Annotated in this window: 15 protein-coding genes, 1 other RNA gene and 1 riboswitch; of the genes, 10 read left to right on the top strand and 6 right to left on the bottom strand. The window is 46.9% G+C overall.

From position 1 onward, the window contains the following. The first annotated feature begins 3 nt into the window (after nucleotides 1-3). From glgA to recR, 6 genes are all read left to right on the top strand, one after another. Entirely contained in the window at nucleotides 4-1,500 is a 1,497-nt protein-coding gene (gene glgA / locus BM293_RS08085; protein WP_093448548.1) for a glycogen synthase GlgA, read from the top strand. Then, nucleotides 1,490-3,988 carry a glycogen/starch/alpha-glucan phosphorylase gene (locus BM293_RS08080; RefSeq protein WP_093448272.1) on the top strand — a complete coding sequence of 833 codons (2,499 nt, stop codon included), beginning with the start codon at nucleotides 1,490-1,492 and terminating at the stop codon, nucleotides 3,986-3,988. Before glgA ends, BM293_RS08080 begins: the two co-directional genes overlap by 11 nt. Before the next feature lie 114 nt (nucleotides 3,989-4,102). Next, an RNA gene (gene ffs / locus BM293_RS08075) (signal recognition particle sRNA small type) lies at nucleotides 4,103-4,199 on the top strand. Between the two features lie 101 nt (nucleotides 4,200-4,300). Beyond that, nucleotides 4,301-6,100 (top strand): DNA polymerase III subunit gamma/tau, encoded by a 1,800-nt coding sequence (gene dnaX, locus BM293_RS08070; protein WP_093448270.1) that lies wholly within the window; start codon nucleotides 4,301-4,303, stop codon nucleotides 6,098-6,100. Nucleotides 6,101-6,154: 54 nt separating this feature from the next. Then, nucleotides 6,155-6,484, top strand: coding sequence for a YbaB/EbfC family nucleoid-associated protein (locus BM293_RS08065; protein WP_093448269.1), 330 nt, complete (start codon nucleotides 6,155-6,157; stop codon nucleotides 6,482-6,484). A 20-nt stretch (nucleotides 6,485-6,504) separates the two neighbouring features. Further along, nucleotides 6,505-7,107, top strand: a complete 603-nt coding sequence (recR, locus tag BM293_RS08060; protein WP_093448267.1) for a recombination mediator RecR — start codon at nucleotides 6,505-6,507, stop codon at nucleotides 7,105-7,107. 12 nt (nucleotides 7,108-7,119) lie between these two features. Here recR and argF read toward each other — a convergent pair whose 3' ends face one another. Both argF and BM293_RS08050 read right to left on the bottom strand, forming a co-directional pair. Continuing rightward, nucleotides 7,120-8,037, bottom strand: a complete 918-nt coding sequence (gene argF / locus BM293_RS08055) for an ornithine carbamoyltransferase (protein WP_200770622.1) — start codon at nucleotides 8,035-8,037, stop codon at nucleotides 7,120-7,122. Nucleotides 8,038-8,043: 6 nt separating this feature from the next. Further along, nucleotides 8,044-9,216: an aspartate aminotransferase family protein gene (locus BM293_RS08050; protein ID WP_093448266.1), complete on the bottom strand. Its 1,173-nt coding sequence runs from the start codon at nucleotides 9,214-9,216 to the stop codon at nucleotides 8,044-8,046. 222 nt (nucleotides 9,217-9,438) lie between these two features. Between BM293_RS08050 and BM293_RS08045 the strand changes: the two genes are divergently transcribed. The 3 genes from BM293_RS08045 to BM293_RS08035 are packed head-to-tail and all read left to right on the top strand — an operon-like array spanning nucleotide 9,439 to nucleotide 11,539. Next, the gene (locus BM293_RS08045) at nucleotides 9,439-10,368 is read left to right on the top strand and encodes a branched-chain amino acid transaminase (RefSeq protein WP_093448264.1); all 930 of its coding nucleotides are present in this window, start codon (nucleotides 9,439-9,441) and stop codon (nucleotides 10,366-10,368) included. A 17-nt stretch (nucleotides 10,369-10,385) separates the two neighbouring features. Continuing rightward, complete coding sequence (locus BM293_RS08040; RefSeq protein WP_006460746.1) at nucleotides 10,386-10,592, top strand: zinc-finger domain-containing protein; 207 nt, start codon at nucleotides 10,386-10,388, stop codon at nucleotides 10,590-10,592. Nucleotides 10,593-10,633: 41 nt separating this feature from the next. Next, a complete protein-coding gene (locus BM293_RS08035) occupies nucleotides 10,634-11,539 on the top strand; it encodes a hypothetical protein (RefSeq protein WP_234968946.1) in 906 nt (301 codons plus the stop codon). Nucleotides 11,540-11,549: 10 nt separating this feature from the next. On the opposite strand, the gene pnuC is transcribed toward BM293_RS08035, so the two are convergent. From pnuC to BM293_RS08015, 4 genes are all read right to left on the bottom strand, one after another. Beyond that, nucleotides 11,550-12,200 (bottom strand): nicotinamide riboside transporter PnuC, encoded by a 651-nt coding sequence (gene pnuC, locus BM293_RS08030; RefSeq protein ID WP_093448263.1) that lies wholly within the window; start codon nucleotides 12,198-12,200, stop codon nucleotides 11,550-11,552. 63 nt (nucleotides 12,201-12,263) lie between these two features. Next, a complete protein-coding gene (locus BM293_RS08025; protein WP_093448261.1) occupies nucleotides 12,264-12,515 on the bottom strand; it encodes a YkoF family thiamine/hydroxymethylpyrimidine-binding protein in 252 nt (83 codons plus the stop codon). Between the two features lie 161 nt (nucleotides 12,516-12,676). Further along, nucleotides 12,677-14,899: a TonB-dependent receptor gene (locus BM293_RS08020; protein WP_093448260.1), complete on the bottom strand. Its 2,223-nt coding sequence runs from the start codon at nucleotides 14,897-14,899 to the stop codon at nucleotides 12,677-12,679. Between the two features lie 68 nt (nucleotides 14,900-14,967). Then, nucleotides 14,968-15,067: riboswitch (TPP riboswitch) on the bottom strand. A gap of 71 nt (nucleotides 15,068-15,138) precedes the next feature. Next, a complete protein-coding gene (locus BM293_RS08015; RefSeq protein WP_093448258.1) occupies nucleotides 15,139-15,633 on the bottom strand; it encodes a DUF302 domain-containing protein in 495 nt (164 codons plus the stop codon). Nucleotides 15,634-15,878: 245 nt separating this feature from the next. Here BM293_RS08015 and BM293_RS08010 point away from each other — a divergent pair, with 245 nt between their 5' ends. Continuing rightward, entirely contained in the window at nucleotides 15,879-16,631 is a 753-nt protein-coding gene (locus BM293_RS08010) for a DUF4197 domain-containing protein (RefSeq protein ID WP_093448257.1), read from the top strand. Nucleotides 16,632-16,639 lie beyond the last annotated feature (8 nt).

The following is a 16,639-nucleotide window of genomic DNA, read 5'->3' as shown; positions in this document are numbered from 1 at the left end:
AAGTTGGCCAAGAAACAACGTATTTTATTTGCAAGTTCTGAGGTTTATCCGCTGATTAAAACCGGTGGTTTAGCAGATGTGTCAGGTGGGTTGCCAGACGCACTAGTCTCTTTGGGTCAAGATGTGCGTATCATTATGCCGGCCTATCAACAGGTGATGGATCACCTGAATAAAGTCAGTGTGTTAAGTCAGTTTGATATTGGGGCCTGTGATCGAACATTAAGAGTGAGGGTACTGCAAGCTAAAGTTGCAGATTTGAAAGCACCGGTCTGGCTAATTGATATTCCCGAACTATTCAACCGCCCTGGCAACCCTTATTTGGCGCCAGATGGTCGCGATTGGTGGGACAATGGCGAGCGATTCGGCGTTTTTTCAAAAGCCGTGGTAGAAGTGGCGATGAATCGTGCTGGTTTGCATTGGCAAGCAGATGTGGTGCATGCCAATGATTGGCAAACAGGCCTGGTACCCGCATTGCTTACCTTAGAAACGGCGGCACCTCGTTCAGTCTTTACGGTTCATAACATGGCCTATGCGGGGTTATTCCCTAAAAGCTTTTTTGATGCGATGTGGCTGCCGTGGGATTGGTGGCAGCCCGATGGCATTGAATTCTATGGCTATATGTCGATGCTTAAAGCCGGCATTCGCTATGCCGATTGGGTGACTACCGTCAGTCCAACCTATGCAAAAGAAATGTGTTATCCCGAATTTGCCTATGGATTAGAAGGTGTGCTGCAACAGCGCAGTGAACAGGGGCGCTTGCGAGGGATTCTAAACGGTATTGACGATCATGAGTGGAACCCGGCGACCGATAAATATATTTCCTATAACTACTCGGCAGCGAAAGGCCGTGTGGTCGCCAAGGCTAAAAACAAAACCCTCTTGTTAACCCTGCTAGGGCACGCAGAACCTGAAGCGATGGATAAGGTACCGCTGGTAGGCTTAGTCGGTCGGTTGGTTGACCAAAAAGGGATTGATTTAGTGTTGGATCAATTACCGCACTGGCTTGCAAAACATCAGATGATGATGGTTGTGGTCGGCACGGGGATGGCGCATTATGAGCAAGCGTTTTTAGCTTTGGCGCAGCGTTTTCCAGAGCGTCTTTTTGTGCATTTGGGTTATTCTGAAACCCTAGCGCATCAGGTCGAAGCCGGTGCGGATATGTTTTTAATGCCCTCACGCTTTGAGCCTTGCGGATTAAACCAAATGTATAGTTTGGCCTATGGTACGCCGCCGATAGTGCATCACACTGGTGGCTTGGCCGATACCGTCGTGAATGCGACCGCTGCGCATATTGCCGATAAAACCGCAAATGGGTTTGTGTTTTATGATCCAAATCCGCACGCGCTGACGGCGGCGCTAGAACATGCTATTGAACTTTATAATAAGCCAAAAACTTGGCAACAAATTCAAAAAACGGGGATGAATCGCGCGTCTGGTTGGCAAACCAGTGCGCAGGCGTATTTAAATCTATACCTTCAGGAGTTATCACATGGTCACTAAAACAAGCAAAGCCCCGTCAAAAGCTAAAAAGGCGGCTGTTAAGCAACCTGCTTTACCTAACGATAAGGCAGGATTAGAACAGGCGTTTTTGCATTATTTAGAAAACAACTTGGGGCGCGAATTGCCCTCAAGTCCCGAATACCAACTTAACGCCTTGGCGTATGTGGTGCGGGATCGTTTGATGCAAAACTGGAAAAAAACCTGGCAAACCTACAATCAAAACCCGACCAAGCGCGCCTATTATTTGTCGATGGAGTTTTTAATGGGGCGCTCATTGCGCAACAACTTGTTGAATCTGGGTTTAGATCACCCTGTTAAAGAAGCACTGGATGATTTGGGTCTGGCCTATGAAGAAATTGAGCAACAGGAAATTGATGCTGGCTTAGGCAACGGCGGGCTAGGGCGTTTAGCGGCTTGCTTTGTGGATAGTTGTGCAACCCTAGGTTTACCGGTGATGGGCTATGGTCTGCGCTATGAGTATGGTATGTTTCGCCAAATGATTGAGCAGGGCTTCCAAATTGAAGCACCTGATCATTGGTTAGGTCATGGTGATTATCCGTGGGAGTCGCAACGTCGTGAATATGCCAGAACGATTAAATTTGGGGGTAATTGTCATACCCATCATCTCGAAAATGGCGAATTAAGAGTGCATTGGGACGGTTATGAAGAAATCCTCGCGGTGCCTTTTGATGTGCCAGTACCTGGCTACAAAAATCATGTCGTCAATTCGTTACGTTTATGGCATGCTGAAGCGCCAGAAGCATTTAAGCTCAGTGCATTCAATGCTGGCTCCTATTTTGAGGCGGTGGCCGAAAAGCAGGCGGCCGAAAACCTGACGATGGTACTCTACCCTAATGACTCGAGCGAGAACGGTAAAGAGTTGCGTTTACGCCAGCAATATTTCTTAGTTTCAGCCTCCTTGCAAGATGTGGTTGCTCAATGGACTTATTCACACGGCAATGATTTTACTGAGTTTGCTAAGTTTAATGTTTTCCAGCTTAATGATACCCATCCTAGTTTAGCGGTGGCTGAGTTAATGCGCTTGTTGTTAGACGAGCATCATTTGTCTTGGGAGCAGGCTTGGTCCATCACTACGCAAACTATGGCCTACACCAACCATACCTTATTACCAGAGGCCTTAGAGAAATGGTCGCGGCATCTAATGGCGCGGTTATTACCGCGTCCGCTACAGATCATTGAAGAGATTAATCGTCGTTTTCTAATTGAAGTCGCCAATAAGTGGCCGGGTCGTACCGACAAAGTTCGTGACCTTTCATTGTTTGATGAGCATGGCATGGTTCGCATGGCCTATCTAGCCATAGTCGGTAGCTTTTCGGTCAATGGTGTGGCCGCATTGCACTCTGAATTGCTGAAAGAAGGCTTGTTTAATGATTTTTATCAGCTCTGGCCGCATAAGTTTAATAACAAAACCAATGGGGTAACGCAGCGTCGTTGGTTGGCCGCCTGCAATCCTGGTTTGAGTGGTTTGATTACCAAAACATTAGGCAGTGAAGACTGGATTACGGATTTAAACCAATTGTCTGCGCTTGAAAAACAGGTCGATAATCCCGTGTTTCAGCAGGCCTGGTTTGAGATTAAACAGGCCAATAAACAGCGTTTTGCGGACTTGATTGCCAAAGAAGTGGGCGTTCATGTGAGTAGCAACGCGTTATTTGATGTTCAAGTAAAACGTATTCATGAATACAAGCGTCAGTTGCTAAATGCGCTGCATGCGATTCATTTATATCGCCAGTTAAAAATGGGCACTACTCAAAACTGGACCAATCGGGTGATTATCTTTGGTGGTAAAGCCGCGCCGGGTTATGCGATGGCGAAAACGATTATTAAATTAATCAACAATATTGCCATGATGGTCAATAACGATCCTGATATCGGCGATAAATTAAAAGTGGTGTTTATTCCCAACTACCGCGTATCGACGATGGAAGTGATTTGTCCAGCGGCGGATTTGTCGGAGCAGATTTCAACCGCAGGTAAAGAAGCGTCAGGTACGGGCAACATGAAATTTATGATGAACGGCGCGATTACCATTGGTACTCTGGATGGCGCGAACGTTGAAATCCGTGAAGCCGTTGGAGATGATAATTTCTTCTTGTTTGGTTTACGTGCGCATGAGGTACAAGCCAATTTGGGCGAGTATTACCCGCAAAGTTATATCGACGCGGATGCTGAGTTAGCTGGGGTGGTTGAACTCTTGCGTTCAGGCCATTTTAACCCACTTGAGCCAGGTTTGTTTGATGGGTTAATAGCCAGTTTCATGGCACCGCATGATCCTTGGATGACCTTGGCAGATTTCCGTAGCTATGTCGATGCGCAAGCGCGCGTGGCACAGGCTTATCAAGATCAGCAGGCCTGGGTGAAAATGAGTATCGTTAACTCTGCGCGCAGCGGGATGTTCTCTACGGACCGTACCATGCAGCAGTATAACGACGATATTTGGCATTTAACGCCCGTAACAATAAGTTAATCGCTGTAGCTGGTCCTGTTGCGATTGCATTGGACAAGGTGTCAAATTCTGCTACAATGGCGCGCAAGTTAGGTGACTAACTTTGCGCCTCAGCGTATTTCAATATGGTAGTGCTATTCGTCCCCTCGCGACGCTAAGCTGGGAACCCCGCCAGGTCCGGAAGGAAGCAACGGTACCAGTGGCTGCGGGTGCCGAGGTCAGGCGGGTAGTGCTGCCACCTCCTTATTTTCTATATTATTTTTTCTGTTGTTCTTCTGCCTAGTATCGGTTCTAGCATGCTAAAATTCCACTCTAAATAAAAAAGAGTATGGCATGTCGTATCAAGTTCTTGCCCGAAAGTGGCGACCTAAAAAATTTAGTGAATTGGTGGGACAAACCCATGTGATGCAAGCATTAAGTAATGCACTTGAGCAGCAACGTGTCCATCATGCTTATCTGTTTACTGGTACGCGCGGCGTGGGAAAAACCACTATTGCCCGTATTTTTGCCAAGGCACTCAATTGCGAGCAGGGCCCAACCGCGCATCCTTGTGGCCAATGCTCGGCGTGTGTAGCGATTGACCAAGGCCGTTTTGTGGATTTAATTGAAGTGGATGCGGCCTCGCGTACCAAGGTTGAAGATACCCGTGAGATTTTGGATAATGTCCAATATGCGCCGACTCAAGGTCGTTTTAAGGTCTACTTGATCGACGAAGTGCACATGCTCTCAAAAAGCAGTTTCAATGCCTTGTTAAAAACGTTGGAAGAGCCGCCATCCCACGTCAAGTTTTTATTAGCGACAACCGAGCCTCATAAACTCCCAATCACCGTGTTATCTCGCTGTTTACAATTTAATTTATTGCGTTTAACTACAGTACAGCTTGAACAGCATTTAGCCATGATTTTAAGCGCAGAGCAAATCGAGTTTGAGCCGGGCGCGCTGGCGCTGATTGCCAAAGCCGCCGATGGGTCGGCGCGTGATGCCTTGAGTTTGTTAGATCAGGCGATTGCCTATTGTGCGGGTCAGTTAACTCAGCAAGCCGTGCAGGCGATGCTGGGGTTAGTCAGTCCACACCAGGTCCAGGAAGTGCTCAGCGTACTAGAGTCTAGTGATGCTAGCGCTCTTAAAACGCTGTTGGTTAACTTAGCTGCTATGGGTGTAGACTATCTAGCCTTGTTGAATCAATTGTTAGCCAGTTTTCATCAGCTCGCGCAAACTCAGTTTTTGGGTGAAGCCTTGGATAGTGGCGATTTAACCACTACGCAGTTGCAGGACTGGGCGGCACAAATTGATCCGGCCAAGCTTCAGGTTTGGTATCAAATTGGACTGCGTGCGCAACAGGATATTCGCTTGGCACCCGATTTTCGCATGGGCTTTGAAATGATGCTGTTGCGGATGTTTGCGTTTAAACCTGTTGACCCTAGTGCTCAATCTGGTCAGTCAGCGTCCAGCCAGCCAGAACCGAGTCATTCACAGCCCAGTCAGATACAAACCAGACCGTTATCAAGTCATGTTAAGGAGGTTCCAGAGGCTGAAGTGCCAATAAACAGACCGCCGCAAATCACTGAGCCGAGGCCCGCGTTGGAATTGGATGCTTTTCCAGCGCTAAAAGCCCGCATGGCTAAGATTCAGCAGCGACAAGGTTTGGCGGATGAAACCAGCGCGACTCCAAAACCAAAAATGGATGATGCCGCTATTGAGCCGCTTATTGCTCAACCGCAGCCACTAGAGGATGATTCAACCCTAGTCGCAGATCTAGACAGTTGGATGGCGATGATTACTCAGTTGCAGCCTACCGGTATGACGCTTGCGCTAGCGCAGCAGGCCTGCTGGATTAAGCGAGATGCACAGGGTTGGTGGCTTGCATTAGATGCCATGCAATTGCAGGCCAACAATCAAGTGGCATGGCAGAATCTGCAAAAATTGGTGCATGATAAGATTAACCCTAATATTACGCTTTATCGGGTTGATGAGCCTTGGCAGGGTAAAACGCCTGCTCAGCTCGCGCAGGATCAGCAGCAACAACAACAAGCTGCATTAACAGATGAATTAATGCATGATCCATCGGTATCATTTTTAGAACAGACGATTGGTATGACGCGTTTACCCAAAACATTAAAAGTGACTTATTAATTAAAGTCAGCATTTTAAATAGATTTAAACATTAACTTACAAGAGGACATGACTATGTTTGGTGGCAAAGCCGGTTTAGGAAATTTGATGAAGCAAGCGCAGGAAATGCAAAAGAACATGGAGCAAGCGCAAGCAGAAATCGCCAAAATGGAAGTGGTGGGTGAAGCGGGTGGCGGCCTAGTCAGTGTCACGATGACTGGCAAACACGAGTTAGTTGCCGTCAATATTGATGAAACCCTGATGGATGACCGTGAAATGTTAGAAGACCTTATTGCCGCTGCGGTTAACTCAGCGGTACGTCGTGTAGAAGACACTTCGCAGGAAAAAATGGGTGGGCTAACCCAGGGCATGAATTTGCCAGGCGGTATGAAGTTTCCGTTTTAAGCAGGTTAAGTGATTGAGCCATGCACTATTCACCCTTGATCCAAAATTTAATTGATAGCCTACGTGCCCTGCCGGGTGTGGGTCCCAAATCAGCGCAGCGTATGGCATTACACCTGCTTGAACGCAATCCCGATGCGGCGCGACAATTGGAGCAAAGTTTGCATCAAGCGCGTGAAAAAGTAGGGCGTTGCCAGTCCTGTCGAACTCTCACTGAGGAACCTATTTGCCACTTGTGTCGTTCAGCGCGGCGACAACGTCACCAATTGTGTGTTGTGGAGTCGCCTAGTGACCTGATGTCAATTGAACAAACCGGGGTTTACCAGGGTTTGTACTTTGTATTAATGGGGCATTTATCACCCATTGATGGTATTGGCCCCAAAGAATTAGGCTTAGAACAATTAACCGCGCGATTAGCAGAAGGCGAGGTCACCGAGCTCATATTGGCGACGAACCCTACCTTGGAAGGCCGCACCACAGCGGACTATATAGCACAGCTTGCGGCACAGCAAGGTGTCGCGGTAAGTCGATTAGCTCAGGGGTTACCAATGGGCGGCGAGTTAGAGTATGTGGATAGTGCGACCCTATCATTTGCATTTAGTGGCCGCAAAACTATTGAAGAATAAGCCTAGATAGCCCTAATGGGTTTTGGGGTTTGCCATCAAGGTTTCAAGCAGGGCTTTTTGGGCGTGTAGGCGATTTTCTGCCTCTTGCCAAACGATACTCTGCTGTCCATCAATCACTTCTGCGGTCACTTCTTCGCCGCGATGTGCCGGCAAGCAGTGCATAAAGAGTGCATCCTTATCTGCACGGTCCATTATGGCTTGGGTTACGCGGTAGCGGGATAGCGCTTGTTTTCTTAAACGCTGTTCATCTTCCTGCCCCATGCTTGCCCAAACATCCGTCACAATCAAATCGGCATTTTCTGCGGCATCCATTGGGTCACGAATAATTTCAACGCGATCTTTTGCCATCGCTAATAAATCAGCACGGGGTTCAAAACCTTTTGGGCAGGCAACACGTAATTTAAAGTCATAAAGTTGTGCGGCATTGATATAAGACTGGCACATATTATTACCATCACCAATCCATACCACGGTTTTACCTTGGATGGAGCCGCGTGCTTCATAATAGGTTTGCATGTCAGCCAGCAGTTGACAAGGATGGAAATCATCGGTAAGAGCATTAATAACCGGTACCGATGAAAACTCCGCCATGGTTTCGACAATGCTATGCTCAAAGGTTCTAACCATAATGCCATCGACCATACTGGAAATGACTCGCGCACTGTCTTCAATTGGCTCACCACGACCGAGTTGGGTATCGCGCGGAGACAGAAATAACGCGTGGCCACCGAGCTGCGTCATCCCAATTTCAAACGAGATACGTGTGCGAGTCGAAGCTTTTTCAAAAATCATCGCTAGGGTTTTATTTTTTAGCGGCTCATGAATTTCGCCTGCGTGTTGCATGGCTTTGAGTTCAATGCCACGCAAAAGTAAAGCATGAAGTTGTTCGGCATTGAAACTTTGCAGCGTTAGGAAATGTTGAATAGTCATAAATAATTATTGAGTTAGAAAAGCCTTGATGAGTTTGGTTAGGCCATTTACCAGTTGTTCGGATTGCGAATGCGTCATCACAAAAGTGGGTAGCAAACGCACGGTGTCACCGCGTGTGACATTAATGAGTAGTTTTTCGGCAAGTGCCATTTTTACCAGATCGCCACAAGGTCGATCGAGTTGAATACCGATCATATAGCCTTTGCCGCGGATATCGACTACGCCAGAGGTGTCAGCTAATGCAGTTTTAAACGCCGCTAATAATTCAGCGCCTTGTTTAGCGACTAAATCAATATAGTTGTGATATTCAAGCGTCTCTATTACGGCCAGGCCAGCTGCACAAGCAAGTGGATTACCGCCAAAGGTTGTACCGTGATTACCCGGTTCAAGAATCTCAGCTGCTTTGCCACGAGCTAAGCTTGCGCCAATAGGAACGCCATTGCCGAGTGCCTTAGCTAAACTCAGCACGTCAGGTAAGATGCCTTCATGTTGGAAGGCAAACCATTTACCGGTGCGGCCCATTCCCGCTTGAATTTCATCGATCATCAACAGTAAATCATGTTGGTCACACAGCGCGCGCAAAGCCTTAAGATAGCCAGTCTTGGGTACATGAACGCCACCCTCACCTTGGACGGGTTCAACCAAAATAGCGACCACATTGGGGTGTGCCGCAATCGCTTGCTCAACGGCATTAACATTGTCAAACGGCACTCGAACAAAGCCTTCTACCAGTGGATAAAAGCCATCATGTACTTTTGAATTGCCCGTTGCACTTAGGGTCGCCATGGTACGGCCATGGAAACTGTTTTCCATCACAATAATTTGTGCTTGGCTAATGTCTTTACTATGACCAAATTTGCGCGCTATTTTGATAGCCGCTTCATTGGCTTCGGCACCAGAGTTGCCAAAAAAGACCTTATCCATACCACTAATGGCAACAAGCTTGTCGCCTAGCTGCTGTTGTTTGGCTACGTGATAAAGGTTAGATGTGTGGATCAGGGTTTTACTTTGTTCACAGAGTGCTTGCGATATGGCGGGATGTGAATGACCTAGGCTACAAACAGCAATGCCACTTACGGCATCTAAATAGGCCTGATCCTGGTCATCAAATAGCAGCGCGCCTTCGCCATATTGGAAAGTAACCGGTAAACGACCATAGGTATTCATTAAGCTGCTCATGCTAAACCCTCAGTGGTAAAAACAAAAAAGAGCAACCGCAGGGGATTGCTCTTTTACTATAATCCTGTAAATGATTTTAGCCGAAATACGCCAAAATTCAAGTATTTGACTATATTAGCATAAAATAAGTTGTTGAGCGAAGCTAGGATTTGCAGGCAGCTTGCGCTAGAATAAATTTCTTTTTTACTAACGAATTGAATGAACAAGTAGGAGCCTAGTTGCATGCGAACCATGTCTGATCGTGATGGCCTCATCTGGAAGGATGGCAAAATGGTCCCTTGGCGTGAAGCCAATACCCATGTACTTACCCATACATTGCACTATGGCATGGGCGTATTTGAAGGGGTGCGTGCCTATGATGCCAAAGGTGGTACGGCAATTTTTCGTTTAGAAGCCCATACTGATCGTTTGTTCAATTCGGCCAAAATTATGAATATGGCTATGCCATTTGACAAGGACACCCTAAATGAAGCACAGCGTGCAGCGGTGCGAGAAAACGGTTTAAAATCAGCCTATATTCGTCCGATGGTTTATTACGGTTCAGAAGGTATGGGGTTACGTGCTGATAACCTTAAAACCCACGTGATCATCGCGGCTTGGGAGTGGGGCGCCTATATGGGTGAAGAAAATTTGACCAAGGGTATTAAAGTAGCAACCTCTTCATACACCCGTCATCATCCTAACATTACCATGACCAAAGCCAAGGCCAATGGTGCCTACATGAATTCTATGCTTGCTTTGCAAGAAGCGGTATCTCATGGTTGTGATGAAGCATTATTGTTAGACCCACAAGGCTTTGTCGCTGAAGGCAGTGGTGAAAACTTCTTTATGATTAAGGATGGCGTGATTTATACGCCAGATTTATCGGCCGCGCTCGATGGTATTACCCGTAAAACCGTGTTCCAACTCGCCAAGGAATTGGGTTACGACGTGATCGAAAGACGCATTACACGTGATGAAGTCTATATCGCTGATGAAGCTTTCTTCACCGGTACGGCTGCGGAAGTTACGCCGATTCGTGAACTTGACAACCGTCCAATTGGCAGTGGTACGCGTGGACCGATAACCGAAAAAATTCAAGCGCTTTATTTCGATGTGGTGCATGGTCGCTCACCGGCACACCAGGCCTGGTTAAGCCGCGTTGCCAATTAATTCTGAAGGGAGAAACTATGAGTCAGCAACAGTCTTGTGCGCAACGTCAAGTTGAAGTGACCTATGACGATTTGCCACTATATTGCCCAATGCCCGGTGAAACAGCTTGGGATGCACACCCGAAAGTTTTCTTGCCGATTGAAGAAACCGGTTTTGCTAAGTGTCCTTATTGCGGCACAGAATATGTACTAAAAGATTGGGATCCGTCTCGCAAAGGACATTAATCCCGTTATCGTCAGCGCGTTGGTCAAAATTGGCTAAAGCGTTGGCGTTTCCTCTTCCTCATCCTGCCATTGCTGAACCCATTGAGCAGGTATCTTGGCTAATCTCTGCCTACCCCGATGCCAGTCACCAATTGCTCTATTTACAAACCGCCCATGCCGCGTACTATTTAAAATGGCCTAAAAAGCAGGTTAAACATCAGATTTTTTGGCGGATCAGCCAGGCCTGGTTAGCGCTCGAACCGCACACTAATTATCAAACTAATTATCAAACCACGGCCTCGTCCAAGTCGATCTGGTCACAGCTTGCTAGCCTAACGCCATTGCATTGGATCGAGCCGCTAGATGTTAGCCCAGTTACTCGTCCAATCGCTTCATCAACCGCAAGGCTTTATCTGCTCACGCCTGCGCTAGCCAATGAAGGAGCACCTGAAAATTTATCTAAGCAGACATTAGCCAAACTACGCGCGCATTACCAAGCTATGCAAGGCTTAACAAGAAGTCAGTTTGGTAGCTTGGTGGATCCTTTATTTGCCATCGAACAGTGGTATGGGCGTTTGAAAAACTGTTTAGAGGCCACCAACTTGCCGGTTCATTTAGTCACAGCTGCGTTAGTCAAAGCGGTTGATTATCCGGAAACAGCCTGCGTGCCACTCATGTTGGATTGGCGCTGGGATCAGTTAACTTGGCAACAGGGCCTGCCGGACACCATTATTGATTTGGATGCCTGGATTTGGGCACCCGATACGCTTAATTGGGTGATGCTGGAATACCTATTAGCAGAACAGTCTGCGGCTGACATATCCTGCTGGGTGCGGGATTTAAATGTGGATCAAGTCCAGCTTAATGCTTGGCGTGATGCTTATAGATTGTTGTTGTTTGCGATGAACTGGCAGGGTGCGACAGACTTGCAGGCCTGGTTAAACGCGCCCCGGTTATTTCAGTGCTAACAATACTAACTTAAGCGGCTGTTGCGGTGTTCGTTTGTGCTCGAAAGCGCAACTGCCATTTAATCATGCCGTACCAAGCTAAGCCCATATAGGCAACAAACATCATTGCGGTAAGTGGGTAACCGGTTTGCCAATAGAGTGCGACTGCGAAGGTGTTAATCACAATCCAATAAAACCAGCTTTCCAAAACCTTGCGAGCCATTAAAAAGGTGGTCATCATCGAAAAGACCATGACGCCCGCATCCAAATAAGGCATTTGGCTGGCTTCAAAAAGCGTGAGTAGGCCACCAAAACTGAAGGTCAGTAGGATGCCCAAACCAATCCACAAGGCATGACGTCCCATGCCCCAGGTATGAATAGCCAGTGGCTGCACATCGGTATTATTTGCGGCGGCTTCACGACTGGGCTGTACCTGCCACAACCACCAACCATAGGCGGCCATACCCATATAGAAGAGATTAAGCGCCGACTGCATCGGCAAGTTGCCTTCCCAAAATATAATCATATAGATAGCGGTACTGACAAAGGCCGCTGGCCAAGCCCAAACAATTTCCTTGGCGGCCATCAGTACATAGGCTAAACCTAGCGCCACCGCGATGGCTTCCCAAATTGAAAAATGCTGTAGTTGTAGGTTAAACAGTTCGGCCAATTGTCCGTCCATAATGGCTGTCCTTTGTATTGTTAGCGTTTAGTCAGATAAGAATCATATCAGATTAATTAAGATTTATGCGGGCGCACGATTTTGTCCGACTAATTTTAATACAAATACCGATTCAGGTTGTTCACTAAATACCTGGGCGATTTCTTTGGTCATCAGTTGCATAATCTGATGGAAGTCACCAAAGACTTGGGTGCTGAGGGTGTTGCGTACCACTTTAATGCAGGGTTCGGCTTCGAGCTGGCTGATAAAGGTCAGGATAGCTTGAGCATAGTCAGCTTTAAGGGGGTAGAGACTGATATCGAGTGAAACCTGCATAATGATCCTTTTTTAGGCTTGGATTTTGAGGAAAAAATGCCAATTTATGCATCGACTCCTTCGGCTTTTTTCTGCGAAAAAAGAGGTGTCGCTGATGCATAAGTTGGCATCTAGGGTCGTTAAATTATGTGTCTCTTTTTAAACTTTGACACGCGTTGCCACTAAAAAAGCAGTCGGGTGGTGATGCCCAGTTGTCTCGGATCACCGAGGCGAACATATTGGCGCTTACCATCGCCATCAGCGTGGTCAAAGAAATAACCGCGAGTGGCGTAGCGTTCATCGGTCAGGTTTTTGGCCCAAACATAGACTTCGAAGTTACCTGTTTCATAACCAACTCGGCTATTGACTAGGGTATAGGCGCCTGATCGTTCGTTATGGACGTTATCAAAGTAAAATGCATCCATTCCTTGCACTTCTAGGCGCGCAAACCAACCATTACCATGACGATATTGTCCGCCTACGAGGTATTGATAGTTGGGGGCGTGCGCCGCTTCGCGGCCATCAAGGGCAAAGTTAGCAGCTTGTGGGGTACCTGAAATGTCGGTTTTTAGTAGGCCTAGATGGGCAAATAAATCTAGCTTGGGGTGGGCTTGCCAATCGAGCTGGGTTTCTACACCGTAGTGATGTGCTGCATCGAAGTTTTCAGTAAAAAATACAAATAGCTCGTTAATTTCGTCATAACCATCAAACTGCGGATTTTGGCGATCCATATAAAACAAAGTCGTTGCTGTTCGAAGGTTACCGTAGTTTGAGCGCAAGCCGATCTCATAGTTATAAAGGGTTTCGGCATCAAATTGCGTGTTCTCATTGTCACCCAGACCGGTATTGAAGCCACCCGCTTTAAAGCCACGAGTTACGCTAGCAAATGCGGTATGGCGCTCATTGTAGCGATGGGTATAGGTGATTGAACCACCCCAAAGGGTTTCAGTAGGGGAGAATCTGTCATTGATGTCAAAATTGTAGGGTGCATGAGAACCTGGAATTCGGTTGCCATCAGCGTCATATTCAAATGCAGCACCAAATTCGCGTTTAGTTTGGCGGAAGTTTTTACGATTTTGTTCAACTCGCAGTGCATAGGTTAGAGTTTTGTTTGCCGTGATAGATTGGTCTAATTGTCCGTAAAGACCTAGTTTTTGGTTGGTAAATTGACTTGTGGTATCGGCATTGAAAATGTCCGGCCCCTCGGTAGGACATGGTCCATAAAAATGGACGTAACAACTTTGAAAGCGCTCCTGTCGTTTATTATCCTCTTCTAAATAAGCCAGGTTTAATCCAACTAACCACGCAGTGGTGTTGTTGAATAATTGACTTGCCTCCGTTGATTGCCAGCGAAAATCTTGATTAAAATTTTGCCGTTGCTGGTTACTTTGATAAGAGGCAATACTATTCTGTTCAATATTATTGACTAACCAATCACCATCATAATCATAATTAGCATCGGTATCGGCATAGCTAGTAATGCTGGTTAACTGGTAACTCGGGTTGCCTGTCCAAGTCACCTTAAACGCACCGGCCAGGGTTTTTTGCGTGTCACGGCCCGGTTCGTCAGAGCGCGTGGTGAAACTATTGTCACGCGAGAAGGCATCATAGCCATTGTTTAAATTGGCGTAGAGCAAGTTCAGGTCAAATTGGGTGTCGCTATTAGCCCACCAGCGCAAAGCACCACGCGCTTGGGTTTCATCTCGGCCATTGGTGTCGGTACGATTCAGGGTTTTATTGGTCCGAAAGCCATCGCTGTCATGTTTAAACAGACTAAAGCGATAGAGCGGGGTTAGATCACCTCGGTCAATGGCGCTCAAGGCACCACTATTGGCCAAACCGATTTCTCTTAGTCGATCGCTACCTAAGGTGGTTTCTAATAGGGTTTCGCCAGCTGCGGTTGGCTCGTTGGATTGGATGTTCACCAGGCCTGCTATGGCGCTTGCTCCGTAGCGGGTGCTTTGTGGGCCACGCAAAATTTCAACCTGTTTCACATCAAACAGACTGCCCGCCATGCCAATACCGCTTAAATCAATGCCATCAATCGCAAAACCAACACTGGGATTGGGCGCACCGGTGTATTCATCACGCTCACCCATGCCGCGAATTTGTAGATGGCGCGGACGCGATGATTGACCCGAAAAATTGACGTTTGGCGTTTGTAGCAGCACATCGCCAAAATGGGTGGCACCGCGATCTTGCAGCTCCATTTCATCAAGAATAGTTGCGCTAGCAGTTAGCTGTTGCTGATCGACTTGGCGAAGATCGGCATTAACCGTAATCGGCGCAAGGGTAGATGGGGTGTCTGCTGCGAAGCCTAGTGGGGTAAGCAGCAGGCCTGGTAGGCTGCTCAGTAGCGCCAGCTGCAGCGGTTTAATCTTAAAGCGTGATGATGGGTAAGACATGGTGTTTCCTTTTTCAAGCCAATTTCATTGTCAATGGGTTGTAAAAAGGACAGGAGTGCAGTGCAAATTTTGCAGTTTGGCGCCTGTCCCTACGCTGGTATGATCCAGATCAGGTTCAAAGGGTTTTGCATACGCAATCTCAGGCCGAAGCCACCCCTTGGCAAGGTTGTTGAATGTTCGTAATTCAACAAGGGTACAGATTGTAGCATAAGGTGTTGATTAAGAAGGTTTAGTAACCGTTATTTGAGCAAGTCAGCAAGGATTACTTCTGTATCTGTGGCTGCTTTTTGCATAACCTGATTAATCACGCCACCAAAGGGTATAGCCATCAGGTTGCTGTTCATACGTCCAACATAGGTCACGCCATCACTTTTTTCGTAGAAGGCAATTCGGCAAGGCATCATGGGTGAAACTATGCGTGCATCATCAAGCTTTAAAATTTTGGCTGAATACTGTGATGAGCATAGCTCGTAAATTTTGACCGGCATCACATCGTGGCCATGACTTTTTAGAATAGCTTGCATGTCATGGACGGTTACCACTGACCAGCCGGCATCTTCAACCTTTTGTTCAAACAACTCAATGGTGGTGTCAAAGTCATGCGGGCTCGCATCTTCAAGCATCATCAAGCTTGGAAGGCTATAAAAACCAATAATGCCGGTGAGGATAACACCCACAATAAAAGCAGAGATACTACTGCCACTAAGTATTTTTTTATTTTGTTTGTCTGTCATAGCGTTACCCCTTGGTTGTGTATTAGAGTTTTATTATATGACAAAACGCAAACTTTCTGGGCATTTGAAATGTTTGAGTTTGACATGTTTAGTCTGTTTAATGGGGTTAAAGACAGCGTGATTTAATAAGAGTGTACTGCTGATAACGAGGTTGACCAGGCCTGTTTAGTTTTTTATTTTGTGCCAGTGGTTTTGTTAGCCATGTATAATCAAAGGAGCAGGTGGCTATTTAAAAGGAACTGAGGATGATTAGTAACGTTAAGCTGGTTTTGATCGTTGGGTTGACTAGCTTTGCGATGACTGCACAAGCTAATTGGTGGTCGAAAGCAAAAGAAGCAGCCTCAGAGTTAATTCAACCTCAAGACAGCAGCCAAGCGGCCAGTCAGTTAACCGGTTTTTCGAATGAAGAATTGGCGCAAGCATTTCGTCAAGCCTTGAATATCGGCTCAGAAAAAGTGGTCGCGCAACTCGGTACGGCAGGGGGTTATACCCATGATAGCCTGGTTCGGATTCCGTTACCTGATCAAATGAAGCGCGTTGACAGTGTGCTTTCAAGGGTTGGAATGGGGCGTTATACCGAAGAGTTGGAGCTTAAGCTGAATGAAGCGGCGGAGTTAGCCGCGCCACAAGCTAAGGCCTTGTTTGTTAATGCCATCTCGTTGATGACATTTGAGGATGTGCAGGCGCTTTATCATGGCCCGAATGACTCAGCAACTCGGTTTCTACGAGAAAAAACCAGTGATGACTTGCAACAGCAGATGCGCCCGATTATTGAACAAACGCTAAACGAAGTAGGTGCGGTCAGGGCGTATGACCAAGCGATGGCGCAATATAAAAAGTCACCGTTCGTGCCGGATATTAAAGCGGATTTAATTGGCCACACCACCGAAAAAGGCATGGAGGGTTTGTTTTATTATCTTGGACAAAAAGAGGCCGAGATTCGTGAAAATCCGCTTGAGCAAACAACCGATTTGTTAAAAAAAGTGTTTGGCCGTTGAGGTATTAA

Origin of the sequence: Thiomicrospira sp. ALE5 (assembly GCF_900112445.1) — a bacterium.
In the GTDB taxonomy this organism is placed as follows: Bacteria; Pseudomonadota; Gammaproteobacteria; order Thiomicrospirales; family Thiomicrospiraceae; genus Thiomicrospira.
Note: the sequence above shows the minus strand (reverse complement) of the source record. Positions and strands in the feature narration are given on the sequence as shown.

Coding starts and splice junctions, on each gene's coding strand:
- BM293_RS08020 (WP_093448260.1), bottom strand. CDS start 14,899: ATGTCTTACCCATCATCACGCTTTAAGATTAAACCGCTGCAGCTGGCG.
- BM293_RS08015 (WP_093448258.1), bottom strand. CDS start 15,633: ATGACAGACAAACAAAATAAAAAAATACTTAGTGGCAGTAGTATCTCT.
- BM293_RS08040 (WP_006460746.1), top strand. CDS start 10,386: ATGAGTCAGCAACAGTCTTGTGCGCAACGTCAAGTTGAAGTGACCTAT.
- BM293_RS08065 (WP_093448269.1), top strand. CDS start 6,155: ATGTTTGGTGGCAAAGCCGGTTTAGGAAATTTGATGAAGCAAGCGCAG.
- BM293_RS08045 (WP_093448264.1), top strand. CDS start 9,439: ATGCGAACCATGTCTGATCGTGATGGCCTCATCTGGAAGGATGGCAAA.
- dnaX (WP_093448270.1), top strand. CDS start 4,301: ATGTCGTATCAAGTTCTTGCCCGAAAGTGGCGACCTAAAAAATTTAGT.
- argF (WP_200770622.1), bottom strand. CDS start 8,037: ATGACTATTCAACATTTCCTAACGCTGCAAAGTTTCAATGCCGAACAA.
- recR (WP_093448267.1), top strand. CDS start 6,505: ATGCACTATTCACCCTTGATCCAAAATTTAATTGATAGCCTACGTGCC.
- BM293_RS08010 (WP_093448257.1), top strand. CDS start 15,879: ATGATTAGTAACGTTAAGCTGGTTTTGATCGTTGGGTTGACTAGCTTT.
- BM293_RS08025 (WP_093448261.1), bottom strand. CDS start 12,515: ATGCAGGTTTCACTCGATATCAGTCTCTACCCCCTTAAAGCTGACTAT.
- BM293_RS08050 (WP_093448266.1), bottom strand. CDS start 9,216: ATGAGCAGCTTAATGAATACCTATGGTCGTTTACCGGTTACTTTCCAA.
- BM293_RS08080 (WP_093448272.1), top strand. CDS start 1,490: ATGGTCACTAAAACAAGCAAAGCCCCGTCAAAAGCTAAAAAGGCGGCT.
- pnuC (WP_093448263.1), bottom strand. CDS start 12,200: ATGGACGGACAATTGGCCGAACTGTTTAACCTACAACTACAGCATTTT.